A 26433-nucleotide genomic window follows, 5' to 3' on the forward strand; every position below is an offset into this window, starting at 1 on the left:
AGTTTTTTTAAAATTGGTATAAATGTAATTTATAACAAACTATTCTGTAGTAATTTCAATTATCTTTTCATGAGGTCTATTTCCAAAAATAGTTTCTAAATCATCTTTAAAAATAACTTCTTTTTCAATTAAGATATCGGCAAGTTGAATCAACTTATCTTTATTATCTTCTAATAATTGAATGGCTCTCTTATATTGATCCTCTATCAATAAAGATATTTCGGTATCTATGACTTTAGCTGTTTCTTCTGAATACGGTTTTGAAAAATTATACTCACTTTGTCCTGAAGAGTCATAATAAGTTATATTTCCTAACTTTTCATTCAATCCATAAATAGTGACCATTGCACGTGCTTGCTTGGTTACTTTTTCCAAATCACTCAAAGCTCCCGTTGAAATTTTATTAAAAATCACTTTCTCTGCAGCTCTTCCTCCCATGGTAGCACACATTTCATCTAACATTTGCTCTGGACGAACAATCAACCTTTCTTCTGGTAAATACCAAGCAGCACCTAAACTTTGCCCTCTAGGAACAATTGTCACTTTAACTAAAGGAGCAGCATGCTCAAGCATCCAACTTACTGTTGCATGACCAGCTTCATGTATTGCAATTGCTCTTTTTTCTTCTGGAGTAACAATTTTATTTTTCTTTTCTAAACCACCTACAATTCTATCAACTGCATCTAAGAAGTCTTGTTTGTCAACTGCTTTTTTGTCTTTTCTAGCAGCAATTAAAGCCGCCTCATTACAAACATTAGCAATATCTGCTCCTGAAAAACCTGGAGTTTGTTTTGCTAAAAATTCAGTGTCTAATTCTTCAGATTTCTTTATTGGTTTTAAGTGAACTTCGAAAATTTCTTTACGCTCTCTAATATCTGGAAGGTCAACATAAATCTGTCTATCAAAACGGCCAGCTCTCATCAAGGCTTTATCTAACACGTCGGCTCTATTTGTTGCTGCAAGCACAATCACATTAGTATTTGTTCCAAAACCATCCATTTCTGTCAATAACTGATTTAGAGTATTTTCTCTTTCATCATTTGAACCAGACATATTATTTTTGCCACGAGCTCTTCCTACAGCATCAATCTCATCGATAAATATAATAGCTGGTGCTTTTTCTTTGGCTTGCTTAAATAAATCTCTTACTCTCGACGCTCCAACTCCAACAAACATTTCAACAAAATCAGAACCTGACAAAGAAAAGAAAGGAACTTTTGCTTCACCAGCAACTGCTTTAGCCAATAACGTTTTACCTGTTCCTGGAGGACCAACTAATAAAGCTCCTTTTGGTATTTTACCTCCAATAGAAGTGTATTTTTCAGGAGTTTTCAAAAATTCTACAATCTCTTGAATCTCTTCTTTTGCTCCTTCTAATCCTGCAACATTTTCAAAAGTTACTTTAATATCGTTTTTCTCATCAAATAATTTAGCTTTAGATTTACCAATACTAAAAATTTGACCTCCACCTCCTCCACCAGAGCCTCCAGACATTCTACGCATCATAAAAATCCATAGACCACCTAATAAAAGAAAAGGCAACAATAATGATAAGACATCTCCCCAAATTCCCTCTGGCTCCTTAGCATAATCATTAATAAGTCCTTTCTTCTTTGCTTCTATTAATTCTTTTTGAAATAATTCAGTATTTCCAATTTCAAAATAATAATGTGGCCCTTTCTCATTTAGATCACCTAAAATATTATTCTTAGCATTTTTATGTTCTTTGTTCCCTAAAGCATCTTTTTTCAAAAATACTTGAGCTTTTGTATTGCTAAAAACGACTTTATCAACCTGATTAGATTCTAGAAATTCATAAAATTTTGACAAAGTAGTTGGTTTAGGATTACTAAAATCAAACCCATTACCAAATACATTTATCAATAAGAATACTCCAAGAATAAGACCATAAATTAACCACGGACTAACTTTAAATTTTGGATTTTTATTTTCAGACATAATTTTTTTAATATTTACTTTCTATAGAAGTTATTTTAGCATCACCCCAAAGGCTCTCTATATTGTAATACTCACGGATGTGTGTTTGAAATACATGTACAACTACATTCACAAAATCCATTAATACCCATTCACCATTTTCTAAACCTTCAATGTGCCAAGGTTTTTCTTTAAGTTCTTTAGACACTACTTTTTGAATGGAATTTGCGATTGCAACTACTTGGGTGTTAGAGTTACCATTACAAACAATGAAATAATCGCATACTGTGTTATCAATTTCTCTAAGATCTAAGATATCTATATCTGCCCCTTTAACATCTTCTATTCCTTTAATGATATTTACTACTAAATCGTCGTTACTATTATTTTTTGCCATTTAAATTTTATAAGTTTATGCAAAGTTACCATTTTTTGTCTTTATTTTTGAACCTTAACATAAGATTAAAATTAAAACTTTACATTTTTTGTAAATGAATATTATCAAACTCAATGCCATAGACTCTACAAACAATTTTTTAAAAGAATTGTCAGCTACCCAAATCATAGAAAATTTTACTACAGTTGTAACTGAAAACCAATTAAATGGAAAAGGCCAAAGAGGTGCTTCATGGGTTTCAGAAAACGGTAAAAACCTAACCTTCAGCATCTTTATAAGGCATCCTGAAAAGAATTTAAATAATTTATACATTATAAATATAATTACATCTATAGCAATAATTGAAGCACTTAAAGAGTATCATTTAAATGATTTACATATTAAATGGCCAAACGACATTTTGTCAGAGAATAAAAAGATTTGTGGAATATTAGTAGAAAACACTATTAAGTCTAATGGCAAAATACAATCTATCGTAGGTATAGGATTAAATGTAAATCAAAGAAAGTTCGAAAATCTACCACAAGCCTCATCATTAGCACAATTAAAAAACAAAGTATTTGACAAAGACAGCCTCTTAAAATCAATTATCCAAGCATTAAAATCAAATTATAAGAAAAGAGATGATATAAATTTTCTTTGGAAAAAATATCATTCTTTATTATTTAAAATGGGCATTCCTACTGTTTTCGAAAACAAACAACAAGTTAAATTTATGGCTATCATTCAAGGCGTTTCATCTGTAGGAAAATTGCAATTACAGCTTGAAAATGATACTATTAAAGAATTTGACATCAAAGAAATTAAAATGCTTTACTAATAACAATTCTTAAAACTTGACAAAGACTTGTTAAACATAACAATAAAGTTTGTGTTTTTAAGTACTTTTGCAAACGATAAAAATTACTACAATAGAAATGGACAAAAAAATATTTTCTTTTTTATTCTCTACAAGACTAATGGCTGTTTTATTCATTGTATTTGCAGCAGCAATGGGTATCGGAACTTTTATTGAAGACGCTTATAACACAGAAACTGCTCGCATCATTATTTACAACGCATGGTGGTTTGAAGTAATAATGGTATTTTTTGTTATTAACTTCATTGGAAATATAAAACGCTATCAATTATACAAAAGAGAAAAATGGGCTACTCTTTTAATTCACTTATCATTTATATTTATACTAGTTGGTGCATTTATTACTAGATATATCAGCTATGAGGGAATGATGTTAATCCAAGAAGGTCAAACTGAAAACCGTATTTTCTCTGACAAAACCTATGTTTATGGTTTTGTAGATGGAGAGCATGAAGGAGAAATAAAAAGACGTTCCTTTGAAAAAAGCAATTATTTTGCACCAGAAAAAATAGCTTGGTTTTTAAAACCTTTCTTTTCTAATGATTTCACAATTAAAGGAGAATTCAATGCTATTCCTTATAAAATAGAATATGATCGTTTTATCATGAATGCTAGCGAAACTATAGAAGCTGACACAAATGGAATTCAATATTTAAAAATGGTTGAATCAAGCGATGGTTCTCGACACGAACATTTTTTAAAGGAAGGACAAGTTCAAAACATCCACAATATATTATATGCTTTTAATGTAAAAACTGAAGGAGCTATAAACATATCTAGTCATGAAGGTAAAATGACTATTCAGACTCCTTTTGAAGGAAATTTCATGAGGATGGCCGATCAAATGCAAGGTAAAGTAACTAAAGATAGTACTCAATCCTTACAACTTCGTTCTTTATATAACATTGCTGGAAATCAATTTGTTTTTCCTGAAGTTCCTGTAAAAGGAAAAATAATTTATAAATCTAATAATGACTACAGAGATAAGCAAACACCAGATGCTGTTGTAGTGACTATTAAAAGTCAAGGAAAAGAAGAAAAAGTAACACTTGTAGGTTCCAAAGGAATGCAAGGTACTCCTCAAATGATTAAAATAGGAGATTTAGATTTCACTTTGTTTTTTGGCAGTAAAGTATACGAAACTCCATTTAATGTAAAGTTAGACGATTTCATTGCAGATAAATATCCAGGAACAGAAAAAAGCTACTCTGCTTTTAAAAGCAAAATTGAAATAATAGATACTGAAAAAAATAACACTTTTAAAGATAGTATTTACATGAATAATGTTTTAGACTATAGAGGGTTTCGCTTTTTCCAAGCAGGATTTGATCCAGATGAAAAAGGGACACATTTATCTGTAAATCATGATCAATGGGGAACTTGGATTACTTATATTGGTTATTTCTTATTGTATTTTGCATTGATGGCAATATTATTCGACAAAAACACTCGATTTGGTGATTTGAAAAAGAAAATTAATAAAATCAATGAGAAAAAGAACACACTTGCTTCGTTGTTTTTATTATTTTTTTCTTTTTTAGGATTTTCTCAAGAACATACAAACCATAACAATCAAATAGTAGATTCAAATAAAGCACTAGAACTTATCTCCAAATACAAAGTATCTGAAGAGCACGCTTCTGAATTTGGTAAAACTGTTATTCAAGATCAAGGAGGAAGAACAAAACCTATCAATACGTTCTCCTCAGAATTATTACGAAAAGTATCTAAGAGCGAAACTTATAACGACATGAATGCGGATCAAGCATTTATTTCCATGACACAATTTCCTCAATACTGGTATACGGTTCCAATCATTTATTTAAAAAGAGGAAATGATAGTATTAGAAAAATAGCAGGAATAGATTCTAAAGCTAAATATGCTTCGTTAGTAGATTTTTTTGATGCAAAAGGAAACTATAAACTAGCTCCATATTTAGATGAAGCTTACAGAGAAGCAGTTCCTAATAGCTTTCAAAAAGATTTTATTGAGGCGGATAAAAAAGTTAACCTATTATATGATGCTTTAAGTGGTAAAATTTTACGTGTTTATCCAATTCCAAACGACAAAGGAAATAAATGGGTATCTTATTTAGAAATTAGTGACACTACGAGAACTGTTTTAGATACCGTAAAAAATATTATTCCTTTTTATTTAGATGCTGTTTCAAAGGCCAGTCAAAATAAGGACTACAAATTAGCCAATTCTTTACTAATTGGACTTAAAGAGTATCAAAAAAAATATGGTAAAAATGTAATGATATCTGATCAAAAGATTGCTACTGAAATCTTGTATAACAAATATGATATTTTCAAACGTTTATTTTATCTATACATGTTAGCTGCAATCTTCATGTTAGGTTTTGCAGTCTACCAGTTATTTTCCAAAGCTAAATGGGTAAACTACACTGTCAATTTCTTTCATGTATTAATCTTACTATTTTTCACCCTACATACTCTAGGCTTAATTGCACGTTGGTATGTGTCAGGGCATGCTCCTTGGAGTAATGCTTATGAAAGCATGATATATGTGGCTTGGGCAACTATGCTATTTACATTGCTATTAGGTTTTCCTTATCCAATTTGGTTCTTGTTATTTACTAATAGAAAATTAAAAAAATCCGCGATTACAATTGCAGCTGGTGCTTTTGTCACTTCTATGCTTTTAATGGTTGCACATTGGAGTTGGTTAGATCCTGAAATTGGCAATCTACAACCCGTTTTAAATTCCTATTGGTTAATGATACATGTAGCAGTAATTGTTGCGAGTTACGGCCCATTTGCTCTAGGTATGATACTAGGCTTAATAGCATTATTTTTAATGATATTTACAAACAGTAATAACGTAAAAAAAGTAAAACTAGCTATTGACGAATTAAGCTACATTAATGAAATGGCAATCACAGTAGGTTTAGTAATGCTAACCATAGGTAACTTTTTAGGCGGACAGTGGGCAAATGAAAGTTGGGGAAGATATTGGGGCTGGGATCCAAAGGAAACTTGGGCTTTGATAAGCATTTTTGTGTATGCCTTTGTAATCCATGCAAGATTAGTTCCAGGCTTAAGAGGGAAGTGGTTTTATAATTTTGCTAGTGTTTTAGCATTTGCTTCAATCGTAATGACCTATGTAGGTGTTAATTTTCATTTAAGTGGTTTACATTCTTATGCTTCTGGAGAAAAACAAAATGTAACTTATTATTTATATATACTTGCCGGTGTGGTTACAATAGGGATTTTTGCTTTGGTAAAGTATAATATTCATTTTAGCAAAAAAAAATAGATCTTATTTCTTATTAATTAAAAATGAATCCAAATACAACATTTAGAACTAAAGCAAGTTTTTGCCATGTTGAAAAAGACTATTTACTATTAACCAAAGATGACATTATACAGAATAGCAATAAAAAGGATGATAACAATAGAATTGTTCGCATTTTAATGATTTATTCCGTATTATCTATTTACTTACTTTAAACTGCTTTCCAAGCTTATAAAAGTGGAGAATATATATATTCTTTTTTGTTTTGTTAGCACTATTTTTAATTTATGATGTTCTCAAAAGTTGGAATAACTCTTCAACATCTATAATTGAAAGAAGTAAAATAAAGGAAACTAGATTCATCAATGCAAAACCCAATGTAACACGTTCTAGGTTTGAAGTTATTTTTGAAAACGAAAATAAAAAATAAAAAAGCGTTTAATCATGCTTCCTGGTTCCTTAAACAATGGAAATGATGAGACTAAAAAAGAATTAGAAATAATGAAAAGAGAAGGTCTAATCTCATAAAACACATCTTCAAGAACGTCTTTAAAACACAAAAACTCCGAGAAAATTAATCTCGGAGTTTTTGTTTATAGTAAAAAAGTAACTACTACTTTATAATTTCAATTTTTTGAGCTTCTTCAATATTAACACTATCAAAGAAACCTTGTTCTCTCATCCATTCATCACTATACACTTTACTCATATAACGCGAACCATGATCTGGAAAAATAACAACAATTTTACTGTCTTTAGTAAACTCTCCTTCTTCTGCAAATTGCTTAATGGCCTGCATAGCTGCCCCAGAAGTATATCCTACAAAAAGCCCTTCTGTTCTACAAATCTCTCTTGCAGTATGAGCACTTTCTTCATCTGAAACTTTGATAAATTTATCAATCATATCAAAATCAGTTGCAGTAGGAATTAAATTTTTACCAAGACCTTCTATTCTATATGGATAAATTTCTTCACTATCGAATTCTTTTGTTTCATGATACTTTTTCAATACAGAACCATAAGCATCTACACCTAAGATTCTAATATTTGGATTCATCTCTTTTAAGAAACGAGCAGTACCAGAAATAGTTCCTCCTGTTCCACTACATGCAACTAAATGCGTTATTTGACCTTTTGTTTGTTCCCAAATCTCAGGACCTGTAGTTTTATAGTGTGCGTCAATATTTAAATCATTAAAATATTGATTGATATAAATGGATCCTTTTGTTTCCTCATGTAAACGTTTAGCAACGCTATAATAAGATCTTTTATCATCTGCAGAAACATTAGCAGGACAAACATATACTTTTGCTCCCATAGTACGAAGCATGTCTATTTTATCTTTTGACGATTTAGAACTTACTGCTAAAATACAATCATATCCTTTAATTATGCTTACCATAGCTAAACTAAATCCTGTATTACCAGAAGTAGTTTCTATAATTGTATCACCTGGTTTTAAAATACCTCTTCGCTCTGCTTCATTAATAATATACAACGCAATTCTATCTTTTGTAGAATGACCTGGATTAAAAGCCTCTACTTTAGCATAAAAATTGCCTTCTATATTTTTAGTAACTCTATTTAATTTAATTAGAGGTGTATTACCAATTAACTCTAAAACATTGTTGTAGGCATTTATTTCTTCTCTCATAAAAACTAAATTATATTTGAGGTATATTATCATTTTTAAACAACCCCAAAACCCTGCAAATTTAACAAAAAAATTTAAACTAATTCTTAATATTCTCTAAATCTAATAAAAAACTAAATTCTTTAGCAACGTCTTTAAGTGCTTCAAAACGTCCTGAAGCCCCACCATGACCCGCATCCATATTAGTATGCAAGAATAATAAATTTTTATCTGTTTTGGTTACTCTTAATTTTGCAACCCATTTGGCAGGTTCCCAATATTGTACTTGCGAATCATGTAAACCTGTGGAAACATACATATTTGGGTACTCTTGAGCCACCACATTATCATATGGAGAATAAGATTTCATATAATCATAGGATTCTTTTTCATTAGGATTACCCCATTCATCATATTCTCCCGTAGTTAATGGAATAGTATCATCTAACATAGTAGTTACCACATCTACAAAAGGAACTTGTGCAATAACTCCATTATACAATTCTGGAGCCATATTCACAATTGCTCCCATTAACAAACCACCTGCAGAACCTCCTTCTGCGTATAAATGTTCTGGTGATGTATATTTTTCAGCAATTACAAATTTGGAACAATCTATAAAATCAGTAAATGTGTTTTTCTTTTTCAATAATTTCCCATCCTCATACCATTGTCTTCCTAAATCCTCTCCACCTCTTATATGAGCAATCGCATAAATAAAACCTCTATCCAACAAGCTTAAACGAGTTGTAGAAAAATAAGGATCCATTGATGCTCCATAAGAACCATAAGCATACAATAAAAAAGGATTTTTACCGTCTTTTTTGATTCCTTTTCTATAAACCATAGAAATAGGTACTTTAGTACCATCTGTAGCTGTTGCCCAAATTCTTTCTTCTACATAATTCTTTTTATCAAATTTTCCTCCTAAGACCTCTTGTTCCTTTAAAACCGTTTTCTCTTTGGTTTTCATATTAAAATCAACAACAGAAGATGGTGTGGTCATTGACTGGTAAGCATATCTTAAAATATCAGTATCAAAGTCTGGATTGGTTGTAGTGTAAGCCGTATAAGTTTCACTTTCAAAAGGCAAATAATAAGCTCCTTCACCACTCCATGGTCTAATTTGAATTTTATTTAAACCATTTGAACGTTCTTCTACTACTAAATAATCTTTAAAAATATCAACTCCTTCTAGCAATACATCTTCTCTGTGCGGAATAACTTCTATCCAATTTTCTTTAGCTGTATTAGTTTCAACTGTTTTCATCAATTTGAAGTTAGTGGCTTTATCTTTATTAGTCACTATATAAAAACTATCTCCAAAATGAGAAATACTATATTCTAAACCTCTTGTTCTTTTTTGAAAAAGTCTAAATTTTCCGTTAGGATTATCGGCTTCTAAAAACTGATACTCTGAAGTTAAAGTACTTGTAGAACCAATAACAATATATTTTTTAGATTTTTCTTTATAAACAAAAGAATAAAACGTATCATCTTTTTCATGATATATAAGTTCGTCTTGCTTTACATCTGTATTTAAAACATGTTTGTAAATCATATCTGAACGTAATGTTTTTGGATCTTTCTTTGTATAGAAAAAAGTTTTATTATCACTTGCCCAAGTGGTTCCTCCAGTAGTGTTTTCAATTACTTCTGAAAGAATTTCTCCTGTTTCTAAATTTTTAACTTGAATAACATATTGTCGCCTTGAAACTAAATCAACTCCAAATGTCACCCATTTATTATCTTCACTTATACTAAGACCATTCAAATTAAAATAAGTTTGCCCTTTTGCCAATTCATTACAATCGAACATAATTTCTTCTTTAGCATCTAAACTTCCTTTTTTACGTGAATAGATAGGATAATCTTTCCCTGTTTCAAAACGAGTGATGTAATAGTAACCATTATAAAAATAAGGAACCGAAGTATCATCTTCCTTAATTCTAGCTTTCATCTCTTTGAATAAATCATCTTGAAGTTGTTTGGTATGAGCTGTCATTTCCTCATAATATGCATTCTCTTTATTCAAATAATCAATAACTTCTTTATCTTCTCTTTGATTTAACCAAAAATAATTATCAGTTCTAATGTCACCGTGTTTTTCCAAAGTATGTGGAACTATCTTTGCTATAGGTGGTTGAATATCTACTTTCATTTCTTTGTCTTTATCTTTACATGATGAGGCAAAAATAATAGAAATTAAAGCAAAATAGGGAATATTTTTCATGAAGTTATACATTAAAAGTTAACAGCTAATTTAGTACTTTTGTACCAATAAAAAAATTAAATTGTATGTTTGGAGACATTATGGGGATGATGGGTAAGATAAAAGAAACCCAAGCCAAAGTAGAAGAAACTAAAAAACGCTTAGACACGGTTTTAATTGATGAAAAAAGTAGCGACGGTCTACTTGAAGTTACTTTAACAGCAAACCGAAATATCAAATCGATATCTTTAAGTGATGATTTGTTACAAGATAAAGAAATGCTAGAAGACTACTTAGTAACAGTTTTAAATAAAGCCATTGAAAAAGCAACTAATGTTAATGAAACTGAATTAGCAGCTGTTGCCAAAGAAGGTATGCCAAATATTCCAGGAATGGATATGTTTAAATAAGTTTCATTTGTCAATCAGATATTCTACCAAATACCTCTTTTGAATGAATTTCTGATTGACATTTATTTTTTTATTACTTCATTAAATTTAGCACTACAGTTTCTGCTGCATGTAAACCAAATAAAGCTGGCATCCAACTATTAGTTCCGTAAAAAGATTTTTTAAAATTGGTTCCATCAGTTGTTTTGATACTCGAATAATCAGGGCGCTCATCTGAATATACTACTTTTACTCCTTTCGAAATTCCTTCCGCTTTCAATCTTTTTCTTACGTTTTTAGCTAACGGACAATATTCTGTTTTACTGATATCTCTCACTTTTACATTTTCAGCTTTGTATTTGCCACCAGCACCCATATTACTAATCACTTTGACTTTTTTCCTTTTGCAAGCCAATATCAAATTTAATTTTGGTGTTACACTATCAATACAATCTAACACATAGTCAAATTCTGGTGTAACCAATTCGAAAGCTCTTTCAGGAGAAAGAAATTCTTCAATTCGAGTTAGTTTTAATGCTGGATTAATATCTAACAAGCGATCGCCTACAATTTTAACTTTGGATTCACCCACAGTAGAATGCAATGCTGGCAATTGACGATTTATATTCGTAATATCAACGGTATCCCCGTCTACAATGGTCATGTTTCCAACTCCTGCTCTTGCTAAAAATTCGGCAGCAAAACTACCAACTCCTCCTAATCCTACAACCAACACATTAGCATTGGTCAACTTATTCATTCCTTCTTCTTTAAATAATAATACTGCTCTTTCTTGCCACTTTGCCATGTCTTTCGTTTAAAAAGGTTAACTGTTTAAAGGTTTTTAAATTATAGATTGAATACAAATTCGAAATTATTTCTCACTATTTGCTTCAATTCATTTACTGTAATATTTTTTATCGTTGCTGCTTTTGCATATACTGCTTCAATACTTTCTTCAATAGTATCGGTTTCTAAAAAAAAACGATCATTAGGAACATTTTTAAAAACAGCTGCTAATTCAGTATTTCGTAATAAATATTTTCCAAATGACAAGTAAAAACCGTTATCTAAAAGCGATTGTGCCACTTGTTCATTTTTGGAAAACCCATGAATTAGCATCGGATTTTGAATATTTAATTCTTTTTTAATCGCTATTACTTCTTGATATGCTGCTACACAGTGTAAAACAATAGGTTTTCTTGTTTTTTGAACCAATACTATTTGCTGTTTAAAAACAGCTACTTGAGTTTCTAATGGAATTTCAATACGTTTATCTAAACCACATTCACCTAAAGCCATACATTCTTTCAAATGCAACTTTTCTTCAATACATTTCAAATCAGATTGTATTCGATCTTCATCAATATACCAAGGATGAATACCAATAGAATATTGCGGAATTGCTGTATTGAACTCCCAAGGATATTGATTAACCACTTCTAAAACAGAAGTAGTATTGGAGTACGAATGGGTATGTAAATTGACAAAATGCATCAGTCATGAAATTTTTTAACTCCAGCTTCAATAGCAATATCCAAATCGTTTTCCAAAGGCACTATGGGACAGGAGTACTTGTAATTATAAGCACAATAAGGATTATAGGCTTTATTAAAATTGATAATCACTTTATCAGAGGTTGGAATTCGCATGTCAATATATCTTCCTCCTATATAACTTTCTTTACCACAAGTTTTATCTGAAAACGGTAAAAACAAATACTCTTTAAAACCTGGTTTTCTGGACAATTCGATATTTTGATATACATTTAAAACCATTTTTTTGCCATCAATTTCAAAATGTAAAGCTCCGTATTTTTTATACATAGGTTTTCTATCCGTTGACGTTTTCATTTTAAAAGCTTTTTCTTTCTCTGCCTTAATGAATTCAGCTTCTACAATAAACTTTTTATTTATGGGATAAAAATCTAAAGTTTCAAAATGTACTCTATCTTCATTTCTCAACGGACTTTTTAAGGAATCTGCAAATGCTTCATTCATTTCCTTTTGAAAATCATAAACCGCTTGTACCTCTTCCTGTTGTCCAAAAGAAAAACTCATCCAAAAAATAAATAGCAGATATTTATACATGATTCTTTTTTTTTGCAAAAATATATATTTTAACTGATATTATTTTAATTAACCGATTTCGTACCTTTGAATTTCAATCAAAATCATGTTAAAAAAAGCATTTTCAAACTACATAAACAACTTCAAAGGATTTTCCAGAGAAATTTGGATTCTTACTTTCGTTACCTTTATTAACAGGGCTGGAACAATGGTTTTGCCATTTCTTTCTAAATATTTAAAAGAAGATTTAGGTTTTAGTTATAGTCAAGTTGGGTGGATTATGGTTAGTTTTGGATGTGGTTCTATGCTAGGTTCTTGGTTAGGCGGAAAATTATCAGATAAAATTGGGTTTTACAAAGTGATGATTTTTAGCCTTTTAACTAGTGGCTTGATGTTTTTTGGTTTACAACATATTACTACTTATGAAGGCTTATTAGTTGCTATATTTTTAATCATGACAATAGCTGATATGTTTAGACCAGCCATGTTTGTTTCCTTAGCTGCCTATGCCAAACCCGAAAATAGAACTCGAGCCCTTACTTTAGTTCGATTAGCAGTTAATCTTGGTTTTGCAGCTGGACCAGCACTAGGTGGATTAATCATTATGAACATTGGTTACAAAGGCTTATTTTGGGTAGATGGATTGACTTGTATTATAGCTATTTTAATTTTTTGGTACAAAGTAAAAGAAAAGCAAAAATCATCTTATCTTGATAAAAAACATCCCGGAGAGGTTTTAACTGCTTCCGTTTTTAAAGATATTCCATTTTGGATATTTTTAATAACATGTTTAATTAATGGAATTATCTTTTTTCAATTATTTACCACTTTACCACTTTACCATAGAGAACAATTTAATTTAACCGAATTAAGAACAGGACTTTTATTAACTTTCAATGGAATACTCATTTTCTTGATGGAAATGCCAATTGTAAGCTATATAGAAAGAAAAAAATTCAATAAGGTAAAAATTGTTGGTATTGGTACTTTCATTATGGGATTATGTATGTATTTACTTCTCTTGAATCAATGGGAAATTGTACTTTGGATCATGATGTTTTTCATGACCTTTGGAGAAATGCTAGCTTTTCCTTTTTCTAATTCCTTTGCTATGAGTCGTGCTCCTAAAGGCCATGAAGGACGTTACATGGCCATTTTTACCATGAGCTATAGTTTAGCTCACATTCTTTCTGCAAAAACAGGTATGACAAATATTGAACTTTACGGCTATCAATACAATTGGTTCTTTATGGGTAGTTTAGGTTTACTAGGTGCTTTCTTAGGTTACATCACTCTACGTTTACTTAAAAAAGAAAAACAAAAAGCATTAAAACTACATAAATAGTTAAATAACTAAAAAAATAGTTGTAAAACTAAAAAAATAGTTATAGGTTTGCGTAACAAAATTTATGTTATGCAAAAGTTAACCAATAAAGAAGAAGAAATCATGCAAATTTTATGGAAGCTAAAAAAAGCTTTTGTAAAAGACATCATGGAAGAAATTACGGAAGACAAACCTCATTACAACACCCTTTCAACAATTGTTAGAAACCTAGAAGAAAAAGGGTATGTAGGTTATACGGCTTATGGCAAAACACATCAATATTTTCCTATAGTTACAATTGAAGATTACCGTAAAAAATTCATGAATACAGCTATTGATACTTATTTTAATAGTTCCTATAAAAATTTAGTTTCATTCTTTGCCGAAGAAGAAAAAATTTCAGCAGAAGAATTAAGAGAAATATTAGCAATCATCGAAAAAAAATAATATAATGGAAAACGTATTATTCTATTTTTTAAAAGTAAATGGACTACTTCTTGTATTCTATTTAGCCTATTATATATTCCTTCGAAAGGAAACTTTTTTTCAAAGTAATCGTTGGTTTCTACTTTTAGGGATTATGAGTGCGTTTGTTTTTCCATTGATTTCATTTACTACTATTATTTGGATTGAACCTGAACCAATAATTCAAAGTTCGGTTACTTATAGTCCAATAAGAAATTTTGAATCACAACCAATAGAAGAACCCTTTAACTGGAACATATTACTCTTTACATGTTATACTATAGTTTCACTTTTCTTTTTGACAAAACTAACTGTTGAAATAGCTTCTTTCTTCAAAATCATCAAAAATGGCAAGAAAAGTAAATCCGATAATATTGTTTTGGTAGAAACCAATGAAAGTCAGAATCCATTTTCATTTTTCAATTACTTGGTTTTTAATCAATCTCATTTTAGTGAAGAAGAATTAAATATGATTCTCATACATGAAAAGATTCATATTCAACAAAAACATTCCATAGATGTTTTAATAGGAAAGTTGTTGTGTTTGCTTTTTTGGATCAATCCAATAGTATGGTTTTACCGAAAAGCCATACTTGAAAACCTTGAATATATTGCTGATAATCAAACAGCATTACTTACAAATAATTTATATGTATATCAAAAAACACTACTAAAAGCGGTAGTATGCAATCATCAATTAACAATCACCAATCAATTTTATCAATCATTAATCAAAAAACGAATCGTTATGTTAAACCAAAATCAATCCAATCGAAAAAAACTATGGAAATATTCTTTAATAATTCCTTTTTTAGTAGCCTTTGTCCTTCTTTTTCAAATTGAAACCATTGCTCAGGTAAAAGAAAAAGAAGACAATACAACTCAAAACACTATTACTAGTAGTAGTACTAAAATCGAATCTAAAATAGATAAAAACAGTACCGATAAAGAGTTGAAAGAACTAGGAGATGCTTTGAATGAAGCACTAGAAATTCAATTAGAATTTGACAAAATAAAAAGAAACAAAAAAAATGAAATTACAAGAATAAAAGTTTCAGCCACTACAGACAAAAGCTACAAATCAGTTATAGAACTAGATGAAACTGAAGGTATCGAACCTTTTACAGTTATTGCCTTTGAAAATGACAAAAAAGAAAAAATCGTCAATTTTATTAAAAACAGTCAAAAATCATCAACAACAACCTCATCTAGTGTAAGCACCATCAATAACAACTCAGTAGTTATAAAATATGATGGCTGGAGGATAGAGAAATACGAAGATGATAAAGAACCCGTGCTTTTCATAGTTAATGGCAATAAACAAGCTACTGGTTCTAATATCAATTTTGATTACACAGTAAAAGTTCTAAATTCTAAGGAATTAAATGAGAAAGAAGCGCTCAAAAAATACGGAAATGCAGGAAAAAATGGAGCTTATGAATTCACAATTGAAAAAAGGAATGATACAAACCATCTGTATATTATTAATGGTAAAGAATATACTAGTAATGACCTAAAAGGGAAGAAAGTAAACTTAGACGGATCTATTGCCAAACTATCCGATAAAGAGGGAAAAGAAAAATATGGAAAAAAAGGAAGAAATGGAGTTTCTATTTTAAATGGGAAGGCTGTTATAACTGATAATGGAAAAAAAGATGTTATCTATATAAGATCAAAAAACGAATTATTAGAAAGTAATTCAAATCAGGAATTACCAGAACCTCCAACACCTCCAACACCACCTTCTCATGTTTTCGAAAAAGTAAGAAAAGCACCTACTCCACCGAGTATTCCTGAAACTCCCAAACTACCTTCTAATCTTGAAGATGAAAAAGAGATGAAAAAATTTGAGGAAAAGATGGCTGTTTTTGAAATGAAAATGAAAAAAATGGAACCACAATTTGCTAAGTTTGAAAAAGAAATGGAAGTGTATGAAATGGAAATGGAAGGTTTTGAACCAGACATGAAGGCTTTTGAGAAACAAATGAAAGAGTTTGAAAAGAAAATGGAAGTCTATCAGGAAAAATTAATGGAAAAACTAGAAAAAGAAAATGAATTTCGTGAAGAAAAAATCGAAAGAATTATCGAAAGAAAAGTCCACATAGACAAAAAAAGAGAGGCAATTGAAGCAGAAAAAATGGCTATGAAAGCTCATAAAGCCACTATTAAAAGTAAAATCGAGGCTGAAGAGGCAAAAGTGAGAGCAGAAAGAGCAAAAAGAAAAACCGACATAGAAAAAAGAATAGCAGAAGAACAAAAGAAAATAGAGGAAGAACAAAAGAGAAAAGCTGGGTCTAAATAAAATTAACACCATCTTAAAAACATCCTGCAATTGCAGGATGTTTTTTTAGCTATATTTGCCAAAAAAACAAACCCATGTATAAATTTTTAGCAAAACTCAATAAAATGCTATTGCCTAGTTTTACCAAGCAGCGATTAGATATTACCCGAGCTAAAAAATGGCAAAAAGCGCTTCTTGCCTATCGTTATTACATCACTATCAAGAGTTTAGATTAGATCAAAAAAACTCACTAAAAAACCAACTCTTATTTTTTTATTTTTTTTACACTTTTGATTTGCAAATTAATCAAATATACCTATATTTGCACCCTCAAATAGGCCTCGTGGCGCAACTGAATAGCGCATCTGATTACGGCTCAGAAGGTTACTGGTTTGAATCCAGTCGAGGTCACGAATTAATGTATTAAAACAAGAAAAAATGCTCAGTTTACTAGAGCATTTTTTTGTTTTAATACATTGTCAAAGTGGAGCTTTGTCTGGAAAAACGAAGTTAATCCAATCGATATCACTAAAAAACGCTACGTTCGCTTAGCGTTTTTTGTTTTTAATACTTTTCTATGCATGACTCTCAAACACATATTCACAACAACAACCTTACCAAAACCACTAAAATACAATAGAGGAACGGTTTTGACGTGTTTTGACCGGTTTTGATGTGTTTTGACTGCTTTCAAGGGGTTAAATAAGGCCTTTGTTCGGAGCTTGTTGCGAAAAGCTGCGGTAAAGCCGTACCAAACACACACTTTTTCGCAACAACGTCCGAACGAAACTGCCACCAGACTGCTACTAAACCTATGTAAAGACGCAATGCTTTGCGTCTCGATGTCTCGAACGTCTCGATGGATGTAAAAGGCGCATGGCAATGCGTCTCTACCGATACTGATAAAAAACAATACTATTGCGATAAACCGTAAAACAAATCCTTTTATGGGTTTTATCTTTGTAAAAACAGGTAGAAATACCTGTACGCCTATTGCTGAAATGGTTTATTTTTGGTAGGTTTGGTAAATACTAAAATCATTGTGAATGATTAATAAAAAATCATTGTCTGAAAAAAACATCTGTTCTAAGTACATAAATCCTGCTATTGAGAAATCGGGTTGGGATATGAAACGACAAGTACAGTACGTGAAGAAGTGTCTTTTACAGATGGACACATTATTATTCAAGGAAAATTGTATACTAGAGGTCAAAGCAAAAGAGCTTATTTTTCCTCTTCCTCCACTAGGAGAACAAAAAGCTATAATTGAAAAAGTAACTGCTTTAATGGGTTTATGTGATGCTTTGGAGCAAGAAATAGAACAAAGTAAAGGGTATAGTGAGCAGTTGATGCAAAGTGTTTTGAGGGAGGTTTTTAATTAAATATTAAAATTATGAGTACAAAATTAGATCAATTATATTCTTTAAGAAAAAATTTTACAATCTTAGGTTTAACAGGAAGAACTGGAAGTGGTTGTTCAGAATTAGCTGAAATATTATCAACTAATTTTGATAAAATTTCTAATATTAGACAAGTAGATGATATTGCAGAATCAGTATTTCAAAAGAAATATCAAATTGTTCAGAATTATACGCAACAAAACTGGAAAAAGTATAAGGTAATAGAGTATAAAAAAGTATTGTTTTTTATGCTTCTTCCACTTTTGAAAAATAATTCTAAAAACAAGCATCTATCTGATTATTATAGATATTATTTAAAAGAAGAATCAGATATTTCAAAGATAAGTGAAATTAAAATATCACTTGAAAATTTAATTAAAAATGACTCTCCATTAGTGGACGAAATTGTTGAATTAGGTGATTTAACAAAAGTTAGAATAAAAACTAAATTAGAAAATTTAAATAAAATTTTTTGGGGTCCAGAATTTAACAAATTAAGTGATAAAGTTAATTTACTTTTAAAAGATAATGGTATTATAGAAAGAATAATGTTATTACATCACACTGCAAATAATTTTAGAAAATCGGGAAGACCTTTTAAAACATATAAATCTGACCCAAAGAATATTTATACAATAGCTAAAGTAATAAACAGAATTATTAAAGCTACAAAACAAGAATCTAAAAATGAAGAATGTCATATTGTAATAGATTCTTTGAGAAATTCGTTAGAAATAAATTTCTTTAAAGAACGCTTTTCTGCCTTTTATTTGATTGCTGTTAAAAATGATGCTAGAAAATCTAACATAATTAATTCTTATTTTAAAGTTGATTCTAAGGTAGTTGATAGATTAATAGAGATTGATGAAACCGAGTACAAATGTACCGACTATCAAAAAGGAATTTTTTATGCTCCAGATGTTCAAAACTGTATTCAGATAGCTGATTACCATGTAAATTATAATATATTTCAATCTGACAAAGAAAGCAAAGAAGACAATTTAAAAAATAATTTTAGCTTTTTTTCAGTGCAAGAACAACTAATGAAATTACAAGCTTTAATTCAACAACCAGGAATCATTACACCTGATCCAACAGAAAGAATAATGCAAGTCGCTTATACTGCTAAATTAAATTCAGGTTGTATTTCAAGACAGGTTGGTGCAGTTGTGACTGATAATGAATTTTCAACTAAAGCAATTGGATGGAATGATGTGCCAAAAGGAGCCATTCCATGTGCATTTAGAAACGTAAAAGATATTTCTACTAAACAATATGGTTTCACTAAATTTGAATTAGGGGAAGGTTTAAAAGAAACAGAACAAATAAATTCTGATGAAGCAGATAATTTATTAGATAATGAATCTAAAAAATTTAATGAATATGTAAAAAGTAATTATAGTGAAGAAAAATTACCAACTGAAAGTTTAGGTGGTAGAAATTGCCCCTATTGTTTCAAACAAGCCTATAATACTTTTTCAGGAGAAAAAAACCAAGTTCACACTCGATCACTTCATGCAGAGGAAAATGCAATGATGCAAATTTCTAGAAGTGGTGGTCAAGGACTAAAGGATGGCTTTTTATTCACAACTGCTAGTCCATGTGAATTATGTGCTAAAAAAGCATATCAATTAGGAGTTAGAACAATATATTATATTGATCCTTATCCAGGTATTTCAAGAAATCATATTTTAAAAAGCAATAGTAAAACTGACCCTAAAATGGTTTTATTTTCAGGTGCAGTTGGTCGAGCTTATCACAAATTATATGAACCATTTTTATCACAAAAAGACGAGTTAGCTTTACTTACTAATTTTAAATTAGAATCTCCTCTAAATGTAAAAGTTAAATCTTTAAAAAATATCTTAAAAGATAAATTTGAAGATAGAGAGGATTTAATTGAAAAATTAGATAAAGCTTTAGGTGAAGATGATAACGCTTTTGATAATTTCATAAAAATTGTAGAAAAAGGTTTAGAATAAATTATTAAAGAATATAATATGAACATCTCATATGAAGAAATAAAAGACGGTGACCATTTTGAAGATCTAGTCGCAGCTTATTTTAGAGAACTAAAAAATTCTAAAGAAAATAATATTACTAATGTTGAAGTACTACAGAGTGGTATTGGCACCGACGGTGGGAGAGATATTTTAATTGAGTTTGATTTATCTGACGACATTAAAATATTTAAAAGAAAATGGATTATACAATGTAAATTTCATAATGATACGATTTCACCCGCTAAAATTCAAACGATTAACATTCCTACCTTAATTCACTCATACAAAGCTTCTGGTTATCTTTTAGTTTGCAAAACCAATCCTACTTCTGGTCTAACAAATCTTTTTGAAAGATTAAATAAGGAGTGTATATATAATTATCAATATGAATGCTGGAATGGCAATCAATTTTTATCTAAAATATATTTAAAGAGTAATTTACATCAAGTGTATTTTCCAAAATATAATGCCTATATTAACGCCTTAAAAAACAAATCTTAATGAAAGTCTTTTTATCATATTCATTGAACGATCAAGATTTGTTTATTCTAACATTATTAGCTGAAGAATTAAACAAAAAAGGATTTATAATTAACCAAAGTAATGATTTTCATACAGAAATGAGTTCACTAACAAGAGTTAATATTAATAATTCAAATTTATTTATTGGATTAATATCTGGAACAGGTCATGAAAAAAACAGAGTGATAAATGAGTGGCGATTAGCTACTTCAAAGAATATTCCTTGTATTTTTTTAATTGAAAATACTGTACCGATAAATCAAAATTTCAAATCAAAATACCTCATATTTGATAGATATAATCCACATCAAGCAATTGAAGAGTTAAAGAAGACAATAAACATAAAGAAAGAAAATCAAAATGATTCTAATGCATTGGCATGGATATTAGGAGGTGCAGCCCTACTTTCAATAATCAGTTTATTATCAAAAGACGATAAAAAATGAGTTTAATAAATAATAATTTCAGCATGACAAGTCTTCTATGGTTATTACTTATACAATTGCTTTAAAAAATTATGTGTAAAATAACTTCAAAAATAAAACTGTGTACTTGTAAAGCTACTTCTACTGAAAACTTACAAAATTACTGGTGTTTGTATCGTTTTAATAAAGACAAAAATGAAATGATTGTTGGAGAAGCTGTTATGTCTTTTAAGTTTGATACCTTAAACCATGAAGTTAATAAGGTTGTTTTAGAAAAACGTTTAAATGAAGAAGACTCTTTTGATGTTAAGTTAGTTTTTAAACCAAAAGACATCTTAGAAATTGTTTGTAATAATACTATATATAATGAAAGAGATGTTTATACTTTTGTCTACAGAGGTAAAAAATGGAAAAGCACACAAATTGATAGTTTTGAATTAATGGAGCGTTTTGATGAAGTGACTTTTGGGAAAATTAAAAAATAGCGCTTAAACTGTTTTATGTTTGCCTTTCGAGTGGGTTCCCTCCTAACGTCGGCATGACAAGATTGTGGACACAGTTTGTGGAGTTTCTAATGGGATGCTTACAAGATGACAAGTTTGTGGATATGCTTTTCAGGAGTTTCTAATGGAATCCCGAAGTGTCAGGACTGGATGACAAGTTTGTGAAAATGGGTTTGTGGAATTTCGAGTGAGTCCCTCTCCTTACCTAGGAATGACAATTTTGCGTATGCTGTTTGTCTTAAATTTTAAATTTACTTGCAAGTCTCGTAGAGACGCAATATCGCTAGCAACGGATTTCAATCCGTTGCAGTTTAAAGAAAATAAATAATTACAAAAAATATAATCCGTTAAATAAAAAAAGGTCTAAAAATAAAATACGTCAATTATAGCCCTGATTACTTCGTCAGTTCGCTTCGCTCGTGTGGAACGGCATCCTTTACTTTTTCCTTAAAAAAAGTAAAGATATAGTGGATAGCAGGTGTATTTTACTACAGAAGGCTTTTTCATGTGCTACAAATAAAAAATAATATTTTATTCATTCTATTGCTGATTGTATCTCAAATTGTAGATTTTATTCATTTTTTTAGCCCCATAAATTCCATAACAAAACACTTCTTTTATCATCTTTCATAGATAATAGTAAGATGGAATATAGAAATGTATTCGCTAAAAAATTGTATTTTTGTCAAAAAACAATTGGTGAATTTTTATTTGAAACTTCCTTCAAACTACCAAAAACTGGTAATTATTTTTCTTTTTTTTTCTCCGTTGGTCATAGCACAGCCAAAGGATAGTTTGTCATTACTATTACATTCAAAAATAAAAGAAAACACTACCGATTCGCTTCACATTCATTACCAAATCGAACTTGCGAAATACCTTTTAAATAGAAATATAGATACCGCTAGAATTATTCTCAACGATGCCTTGCATACACTACATAAGAACAAAAGCCATTCCATTTATTTTAAACGTAAAAAAGCAGACGCCTTAAATTATTTAGGAATTATAAATGCGAAACAAAGCTTTTCAGAGGAAGCCTTATCTAATTATTTAAAAGCTTTGGAACTGAGTGAAACTATTCAAGATTCTTCTCTAATTGGCCTAACCATTCATAACTTAGGTATGTTTTACCGAAGACAACATGATTATGAAAAAGCAAAAACCTATTTACAAAAAGCCATTCGCATTCGCCATCAAATTAAAGAAAAACCTAGTGACATTGGTATGTCATATAACATGCTTGGAGTGACTCATTTTTATACCAAACAATACGATTCGGCTTTAATTAATTATAAAAAAGTGGAAGCTTTATACACAACGAAACTCGATAAGTCAAAAGTAAATGGCAATTTGGCCTTATTGTACTATACGATTAAAGACTATGACAAAGCCATTTTGGTTTTTAAAGAAAACATCCAAATTTTTAAAGAGTTACAAATACAAAATGAACTTAGTATTTACCATAAAAATTTAGCTAACTGTTATCAAGATATGGGTTTATACGAAAAAGCCATAAAACAATTAGATAGTGCGATTACCATTGCTAAAAAGCTTAAACATAAAGATCTTTTACAAAAGGAATATTTTAACCGAAGTTTGGCTTACCAAAGTAAAGGCGATTTTAAAAAAGCCTTAGAAGATTACACCCTCTATAAAGCCTATAATGATTCTTTAAATAATACCGAGGAAGCCAAACGAATTACTGCTTTAGAATTGAATTATAAATTTGAGAAAGAGAAGTTGCAAGCAAGCTTGAATTTACAAAATGAAAGAGCTAAAAAACAATTGTATCTCATTTTACTTTTACTTTCAGTAATTTCAGCTGTTAGCATATTTTTATTGGTACGAAAAAACTTAAAATACCAATTGGATCTTTCAAAAAGAAAATTAGAAGAAGAAAACTTACAAAGGAAAAATACCGAACAAATTTTACAATTGAAAGAAGCCGAACTTAAAACGGAATTTCTGAACAACAAAATTAAACAAGAAGTTCAAGAGTATTTTGAAAATGAAGTAAAAGCCATTTTAAAGTTAGACGAAGAAGAAAAAACAAAGGCCTTAAAATCGCTCTTGCTCTCTTTAAAATCTAAAAATTCAAATTATAGTCCTTCGCAAAATTTAGCCGAGTACATTGATCAGGTTAATCATGATTTCAAAATTAAAGTGAATACTTATTTCTCGATTCTCAATGAAAAAGAAAAAAAGCTACTCTATTTGATGAAATTAGGGTTATCAACTAATGAAATAAAAGATTTACAAAATACTAGTTTGGCATCGGTAAAATCGATACGATATCGCATTAGAAAAAAGTTAGAAATTGATTCTGAAGCTGACATTATAGCTCATATAGAAAAATATTCTAGTAACGCATAATTGCTCTTAAAACCTTGTATTTTGGGAGTTGCTACCCATTTGCTACCCTAATTTCCTTTTCCTTACATCCAGAAATGTTTTCCTTTGCAGGATAAAATTGTACAACATAAACATACATTTCACGATGAAAAAATTATTACACGTAATTGCTCTCTTTTTTTCCCTAATGGCATTCAGTCAGTACACCAGTATTCCAGACACGAATTTTGAACAAGCCTTAATCGATTTAGGAATTGATACGGATGGCACATTAAATGGTTTAGTATTGACTTCAGATGTTGCTTCGATTGTTTCTATAGATTTAGACGATAAAAACATCTCTGATTTAAATGGTATTGAAAGTTTTTCAGCTTTAGAAACACTACGTATTAGAAGTAATAATTTAACACAAATTGATCTGTCTAATAATTTGGCTTTAAAGAGCTTGTATGCGGGATACAATTTCTTTACTTCGGTTGATTTATCAGCACACACAAGCTTGATGCGATTGGGATTAGAAGGAAATCCTTTAACAGAATTATTATTATCTAGTGCCGCTACTCAATTTTATGAATTTAATGTTTCTGATACACAACTTACAGAAATTGATTTAAGTGGTTATCCTGATTTAGCTTTAGTTATCATTAGTAACAATCCTGTTATTGAAAGATTTACATTAAAAAATGGAAATAATACAGGAATTTTAATATATCAATCCTCAAATACGCCTTTATTATCGTGTATCGAGGTGGATGATGCTTCGTATAGTACTAGCAACTGGACTTCAGTTGACGCCAATAGTACCTTCAGTTCGGATTGCCATTTAGATGACACCTATGTTCCAGATGATAATTTTGAACAAGCCTTAATTGATTTAGGCTACGATTCGGTTTTAGACGATTATGTAACTACAGCCAATATTTCAGGAATTACGTCTCTAAATGTAACTTATAGAAACATTTCTGATTTAACAGGTATAGAAGACTTTGTGTCGTTACAAGTTTTGAATTGTAGGAGTAATCAACTTACCACTTTAGATGTATCCAATAATACCGAATTAACGAATCTAGTTTGTGGTGCCAACACCATTACTTCTCTTGATTTATCAGCCAATACCAGTTTAACAAATTTAGCAGCAGAACTTTGTGATTTAACTAGTATTACATTACCATTGAGCATTCAATTGATGAATATTGATGGCAATGAATTTACCGAATTAGATTTTAGTGGTTTACCCAATTTAAAATATCTTTTGGTTAAAAATAATACGTATTTGAGTGTTTTAAATGTTCAAAATGGAAACAATACTAATTTTATTGGTTTTGAATCTACTTCAAATCCGCTATTGTATTGTATCGTAGTAGACGATCCTTCCTATAGTACTACCAACTGGACCACTGTGAGTGCACAAGTTACTTTTAGAACAGATTGTACCGTTCCAGTAATTACCTTAACAGGTGCGAACCCTCAAGAAATTGAATTAGGTGCTGGTTATACCGAATTAGGTGCTACGACCAGTGACGGTTCGAATGTGGTGATTGATGCTTCCGAATTTGTAGATGCAGTAGGAACCTATTCTATTTATTATGAGGCTACAGATGCAGCTGGAAATGAAGCGGAACAAATGATTCGTACCGTGAATGTAGTAGATACAACACCACCAACCATAATTTGTGCTGGAGAAACTTGGTTTAATCTAGATGAATATGGCACCTATACTGTTCTTATTGAGCAAATTGATAACGGTTCGAATGACCTTTCCGGTATTCAATCCATAACTATTGACCAAGATAGTTTTGATTGTACGTACATTGGTACACCAGTAACCATTACTTTAACCGTAACAGACAACAACAATTTATCAGAAACGTGTACAACTACCGCTCATTTTGTTGACAATACCCTTCCCGTTTTCGATACCAATACCTTACCAGATGACATGACTGTAGCGTATAATAATGCTGAAAATAATGGTTATATTTTACCTGATTTTACTACTTCTGTAGTGGTTACTGATAATTGTACTTCATCTGTTGTAGCGGATCAATATCCTTCACCCGGACAGACCTTAACTAGCGGATTGCATACCATTACTTTAGAGATTTTTGACGATTCAAACAATTTCGATTTTTATGAATTTGTAATTAATGTTGATGGAACATTAAGTGCTGCAACATATATTATTGATGGTCTTACGGTTTATCCTATTCCAACACACGACAGGGTTAATTTAGATGTTGTAGTAGATGCTGTTCGTGTAACAAACCTAACTGGACAAGAAGTAATGCAATTGACTCAAACTGCTTCCATTGATTTGTCTGAAATGCCTAATGGAATTTATTTTGCTCAAATTAACAAAGACGGAAAACAAGAAGTGGTTCGCTTAATCAAAAAGTAGT

21 protein-coding genes and 1 tRNA gene are annotated in these 26433 nt (G+C 30.3%); 15 read left to right on the forward strand and 7 right to left on the reverse strand.

Translation table 11 applies throughout. From position 1 onward, the window contains the following. Nucleotides 1–39: 39 nt before the first annotated feature. Complete coding sequence (ftsH, locus tag FIA58_RS05660; RefSeq protein WP_140961042.1) at nucleotides 40–1959, reverse strand: ATP-dependent zinc metalloprotease FtsH; 1920 nt, start codon at nucleotides 1957–1959, stop codon at nucleotides 40–42. Nucleotides 1960–1966: 7 nt separating this feature from the next. Further along, nucleotides 1967–2335, reverse strand: coding sequence for a ribosome silencing factor (gene rsfS, locus FIA58_RS05665; RefSeq protein ID WP_140961044.1), 369 nt, complete (start codon nucleotides 2333–2335; stop codon nucleotides 1967–1969). 94 nt (nucleotides 2336–2429) lie between these two features. On the opposite strand from rsfS, the gene FIA58_RS05670 reads away from it, so the two are divergent. From FIA58_RS05670 to FIA58_RS05680, 3 genes are all read left to right on the forward strand, one after another. After that, entirely contained in the window at nucleotides 2430–3155 is a 726-nt protein-coding gene (locus tag FIA58_RS05670) for a biotin--[acetyl-CoA-carboxylase] ligase (RefSeq protein WP_140961046.1), read from the forward strand. A 97-nt stretch (nucleotides 3156–3252) separates the two neighbouring features. Further along, nucleotides 3253–6474 (forward strand): cytochrome c biogenesis protein CcsA, encoded by a 3222-nt coding sequence (gene ccsA, locus FIA58_RS05675; protein ID WP_140961048.1) that lies wholly within the window; start codon nucleotides 3253–3255, stop codon nucleotides 6472–6474. Nucleotides 6475–6497: 23 nt separating this feature from the next. Beyond that, nucleotides 6498–6668 carry a hypothetical protein gene (locus FIA58_RS05680; RefSeq protein ID WP_165928859.1) on the forward strand — a complete coding sequence of 57 codons (171 nt, stop codon included), beginning with the start codon at nucleotides 6498–6500 and terminating at the stop codon, nucleotides 6666–6668. A 398-nt stretch (nucleotides 6669–7066) separates the two neighbouring features. Here FIA58_RS05680 and FIA58_RS05685 read toward each other — a convergent pair whose 3' ends face one another. Together FIA58_RS05685 and FIA58_RS05690 are read right to left on the reverse strand one after the other, a co-directional pair. Then, nucleotides 7067–8107 (reverse strand): PLP-dependent cysteine synthase family protein, encoded by a 1041-nt coding sequence (locus FIA58_RS05685; RefSeq protein WP_140961050.1) that lies wholly within the window; start codon nucleotides 8105–8107, stop codon nucleotides 7067–7069. Nucleotides 8108–8186: 79 nt separating this feature from the next. Further along, a complete protein-coding gene (locus FIA58_RS05690; protein WP_394352408.1) occupies nucleotides 8187–10247 on the reverse strand; it encodes a S9 family peptidase in 2061 nt (686 codons plus the stop codon). A 137-nt stretch (nucleotides 10248–10384) separates the two neighbouring features. Here FIA58_RS05690 and FIA58_RS05695 point away from each other — a divergent pair, with 137 nt between their 5' ends. Continuing rightward, the gene (locus tag FIA58_RS05695; protein ID WP_140961054.1) at nucleotides 10385–10708 is read left to right on the forward strand and encodes a YbaB/EbfC family nucleoid-associated protein; all 324 of its coding nucleotides are present in this window, start codon (nucleotides 10385–10387) and stop codon (nucleotides 10706–10708) included. Nucleotides 10709–10781: 73 nt separating this feature from the next. Here the strand turns inward: FIA58_RS05695 and FIA58_RS05700 are convergent, their stop codons facing one another. The 3 genes from FIA58_RS05700 to FIA58_RS05710 are packed head-to-tail and all read right to left on the reverse strand — an operon-like array spanning nucleotide 10782 to nucleotide 12777. Further along, complete coding sequence (locus tag FIA58_RS05700) at nucleotides 10782–11495, reverse strand: tRNA threonylcarbamoyladenosine dehydratase (protein WP_140961056.1); 714 nt, start codon at nucleotides 11493–11495, stop codon at nucleotides 10782–10784. Between the two features lie 41 nt (nucleotides 11496–11536). Then, the gene (locus FIA58_RS05705; protein WP_140961059.1) at nucleotides 11537–12184 is read right to left on the reverse strand and encodes a TatD family hydrolase; all 648 of its coding nucleotides are present in this window, start codon (nucleotides 12182–12184) and stop codon (nucleotides 11537–11539) included. Further along, a complete protein-coding gene (locus tag FIA58_RS05710; protein WP_140961061.1) occupies nucleotides 12184–12777 on the reverse strand; it encodes a DUF1684 domain-containing protein in 594 nt (197 codons plus the stop codon). Before FIA58_RS05710 ends, FIA58_RS05705 begins: the two co-directional genes overlap by 1 nt. Before the next feature lie 85 nt (nucleotides 12778–12862). Here FIA58_RS05710 and FIA58_RS05715 point away from each other — a divergent pair, with 85 nt between their 5' ends. From FIA58_RS05715 to FIA58_RS05770, 11 genes are all read left to right on the forward strand, one after another. Then, complete coding sequence (locus tag FIA58_RS05715; protein ID WP_140961063.1) at nucleotides 12863–14101, forward strand: MDR family MFS transporter; 1239 nt, start codon at nucleotides 12863–12865, stop codon at nucleotides 14099–14101. 69 nt (nucleotides 14102–14170) lie between these two features. Further along, nucleotides 14171–14527 (forward strand): BlaI/MecI/CopY family transcriptional regulator, encoded by a 357-nt coding sequence (locus tag FIA58_RS05720; protein WP_140961065.1) that lies wholly within the window; start codon nucleotides 14171–14173, stop codon nucleotides 14525–14527. Between the two features lie 4 nt (nucleotides 14528–14531). Beyond that, the gene (locus FIA58_RS05725) at nucleotides 14532–16847 is read left to right on the forward strand and encodes a M56 family metallopeptidase (protein ID WP_140961067.1); all 2316 of its coding nucleotides are present in this window, start codon (nucleotides 14532–14534) and stop codon (nucleotides 16845–16847) included. A 316-nt stretch (nucleotides 16848–17163) separates the two neighbouring features. After that, nucleotides 17164–17237, forward strand: a tRNA-Arg gene (locus tag FIA58_RS05735). Between the two features lie 635 nt (nucleotides 17238–17872). After that, nucleotides 17873–18208 carry a restriction endonuclease subunit S domain-containing protein gene (locus tag FIA58_RS21290; protein ID WP_208022761.1) on the forward strand — a complete coding sequence of 112 codons (336 nt, stop codon included), beginning with the start codon at nucleotides 17873–17875 and terminating at the stop codon, nucleotides 18206–18208. A gap of 11 nt (nucleotides 18209–18219) precedes the next feature. Beyond that, nucleotides 18220–20208 carry a cytidine/deoxycytidylate deaminase family protein gene (locus FIA58_RS21425; protein WP_140961071.1) on the forward strand — a complete coding sequence of 663 codons (1989 nt, stop codon included), beginning with the start codon at nucleotides 18220–18222 and terminating at the stop codon, nucleotides 20206–20208. 18 nt (nucleotides 20209–20226) lie between these two features. Continuing rightward, a complete protein-coding gene (locus tag FIA58_RS05750) occupies nucleotides 20227–20730 on the forward strand; it encodes a restriction endonuclease (protein ID WP_140961073.1) in 504 nt (167 codons plus the stop codon). Then, on the forward strand, nucleotides 20730–21197 hold the full coding sequence (locus FIA58_RS05755; RefSeq protein WP_140961075.1) for a TIR domain-containing protein: 468 nt from the start codon (nucleotides 20730–20732) through the stop codon (nucleotides 21195–21197). The genes FIA58_RS05750 and FIA58_RS05755 overlap by 1 nt, the downstream gene beginning before the upstream one ends. Nucleotides 21198–21268: 71 nt before the next feature. Next, the gene (locus FIA58_RS05760) at nucleotides 21269–21661 is read left to right on the forward strand and encodes a hypothetical protein (protein ID WP_140961077.1); all 393 of its coding nucleotides are present in this window, start codon (nucleotides 21269–21271) and stop codon (nucleotides 21659–21661) included. 813 nt (nucleotides 21662–22474) lie between these two features. Next, a complete protein-coding gene (locus FIA58_RS05765; RefSeq protein ID WP_165928860.1) occupies nucleotides 22475–24055 on the forward strand; it encodes a tetratricopeptide repeat protein in 1581 nt (526 codons plus the stop codon). Between the two features lie 124 nt (nucleotides 24056–24179). Further along, a complete protein-coding gene (locus FIA58_RS05770) occupies nucleotides 24180–26432 on the forward strand; it encodes a T9SS type A sorting domain-containing protein (protein ID WP_140961081.1) in 2253 nt (750 codons plus the stop codon). Nucleotide 26433 lies beyond the last annotated feature (1 nt).

This window comes from Flavobacterium jejuense (assembly GCF_006491595.2).
GTDB classification, from domain to species: Bacteria; Bacteroidota; Bacteroidia; order Flavobacteriales; family Flavobacteriaceae; genus Flavobacterium; species Flavobacterium jejuense.

What these genes read in the sequence shown, in the direction of transcription:
- FIA58_RS05695 (WP_140961054.1), top strand. Translation starts at nt 10,385, where the DNA reads ATGTTTGGAGACATTATGGGGATGATGGGTAAGATAAAAGAAACCCAA.
- ccsA (WP_140961048.1), top strand. Translation starts at nt 3,253, where the DNA reads ATGGACAAAAAAATATTTTCTTTTTTATTCTCTACAAGACTAATGGCT.
- FIA58_RS05690 (WP_394352408.1), bottom strand. Translation starts at nt 10,247, where the DNA reads ATGAAAGTAGATATTCAACCACCTATAGCAAAGATAGTTCCACATACT.
- FIA58_RS21290 (WP_208022761.1), top strand. Translation starts at nt 17,873, where the DNA reads ATGATTAATAAAAAATCATTGTCTGAAAAAAACATCTGTTCTAAGTAC.
- FIA58_RS05750 (WP_140961073.1), top strand. Translation starts at nt 20,227, where the DNA reads ATGAACATCTCATATGAAGAAATAAAAGACGGTGACCATTTTGAAGAT.
- FIA58_RS05760 (WP_140961077.1), top strand. Translation starts at nt 21,269, where the DNA reads ATGTGTAAAATAACTTCAAAAATAAAACTGTGTACTTGTAAAGCTACT.
- ftsH (WP_140961042.1), bottom strand. Translation starts at nt 1,959, where the DNA reads ATGTCTGAAAATAAAAATCCAAAATTTAAAGTTAGTCCGTGGTTAATT.
- FIA58_RS05670 (WP_140961046.1), top strand. Translation starts at nt 2,430, where the DNA reads ATGAATATTATCAAACTCAATGCCATAGACTCTACAAACAATTTTTTA.
- FIA58_RS05710 (WP_140961061.1), bottom strand. Translation starts at nt 12,777, where the DNA reads ATGTATAAATATCTGCTATTTATTTTTTGGATGAGTTTTTCTTTTGGA.
- FIA58_RS05705 (WP_140961059.1), bottom strand. Translation starts at nt 12,184, where the DNA reads ATGCATTTTGTCAATTTACATACCCATTCGTACTCCAATACTACTTCT.
- FIA58_RS21425 (WP_140961071.1), top strand. Translation starts at nt 18,220, where the DNA reads ATGAGTACAAAATTAGATCAATTATATTCTTTAAGAAAAAATTTTACA.
- FIA58_RS05680 (WP_165928859.1), top strand. Translation starts at nt 6,498, where the DNA reads ATGAATCCAAATACAACATTTAGAACTAAAGCAAGTTTTTGCCATGTT.
- FIA58_RS05770 (WP_140961081.1), top strand. Translation starts at nt 24,180, where the DNA reads ATGAAAAAATTATTACACGTAATTGCTCTCTTTTTTTCCCTAATGGCA.
- rsfS (WP_140961044.1), bottom strand. Translation starts at nt 2,335, where the DNA reads ATGGCAAAAAATAATAGTAACGACGATTTAGTAGTAAATATCATTAAA.
- FIA58_RS05700 (WP_140961056.1), bottom strand. Translation starts at nt 11,495, where the DNA reads ATGGCAAAGTGGCAAGAAAGAGCAGTATTATTATTTAAAGAAGAAGGA.
- FIA58_RS05715 (WP_140961063.1), top strand. Translation starts at nt 12,863, where the DNA reads ATGTTAAAAAAAGCATTTTCAAACTACATAAACAACTTCAAAGGATTT.
- FIA58_RS05755 (WP_140961075.1), top strand. Translation starts at nt 20,730, where the DNA reads ATGAAAGTCTTTTTATCATATTCATTGAACGATCAAGATTTGTTTATT.
- FIA58_RS05725 (WP_140961067.1), top strand. Translation starts at nt 14,532, where the DNA reads ATGGAAAACGTATTATTCTATTTTTTAAAAGTAAATGGACTACTTCTT.
- FIA58_RS05720 (WP_140961065.1), top strand. Translation starts at nt 14,171, where the DNA reads ATGCAAAAGTTAACCAATAAAGAAGAAGAAATCATGCAAATTTTATGG.
- FIA58_RS05685 (WP_140961050.1), bottom strand. Translation starts at nt 8,107, where the DNA reads ATGAGAGAAGAAATAAATGCCTACAACAATGTTTTAGAGTTAATTGGT.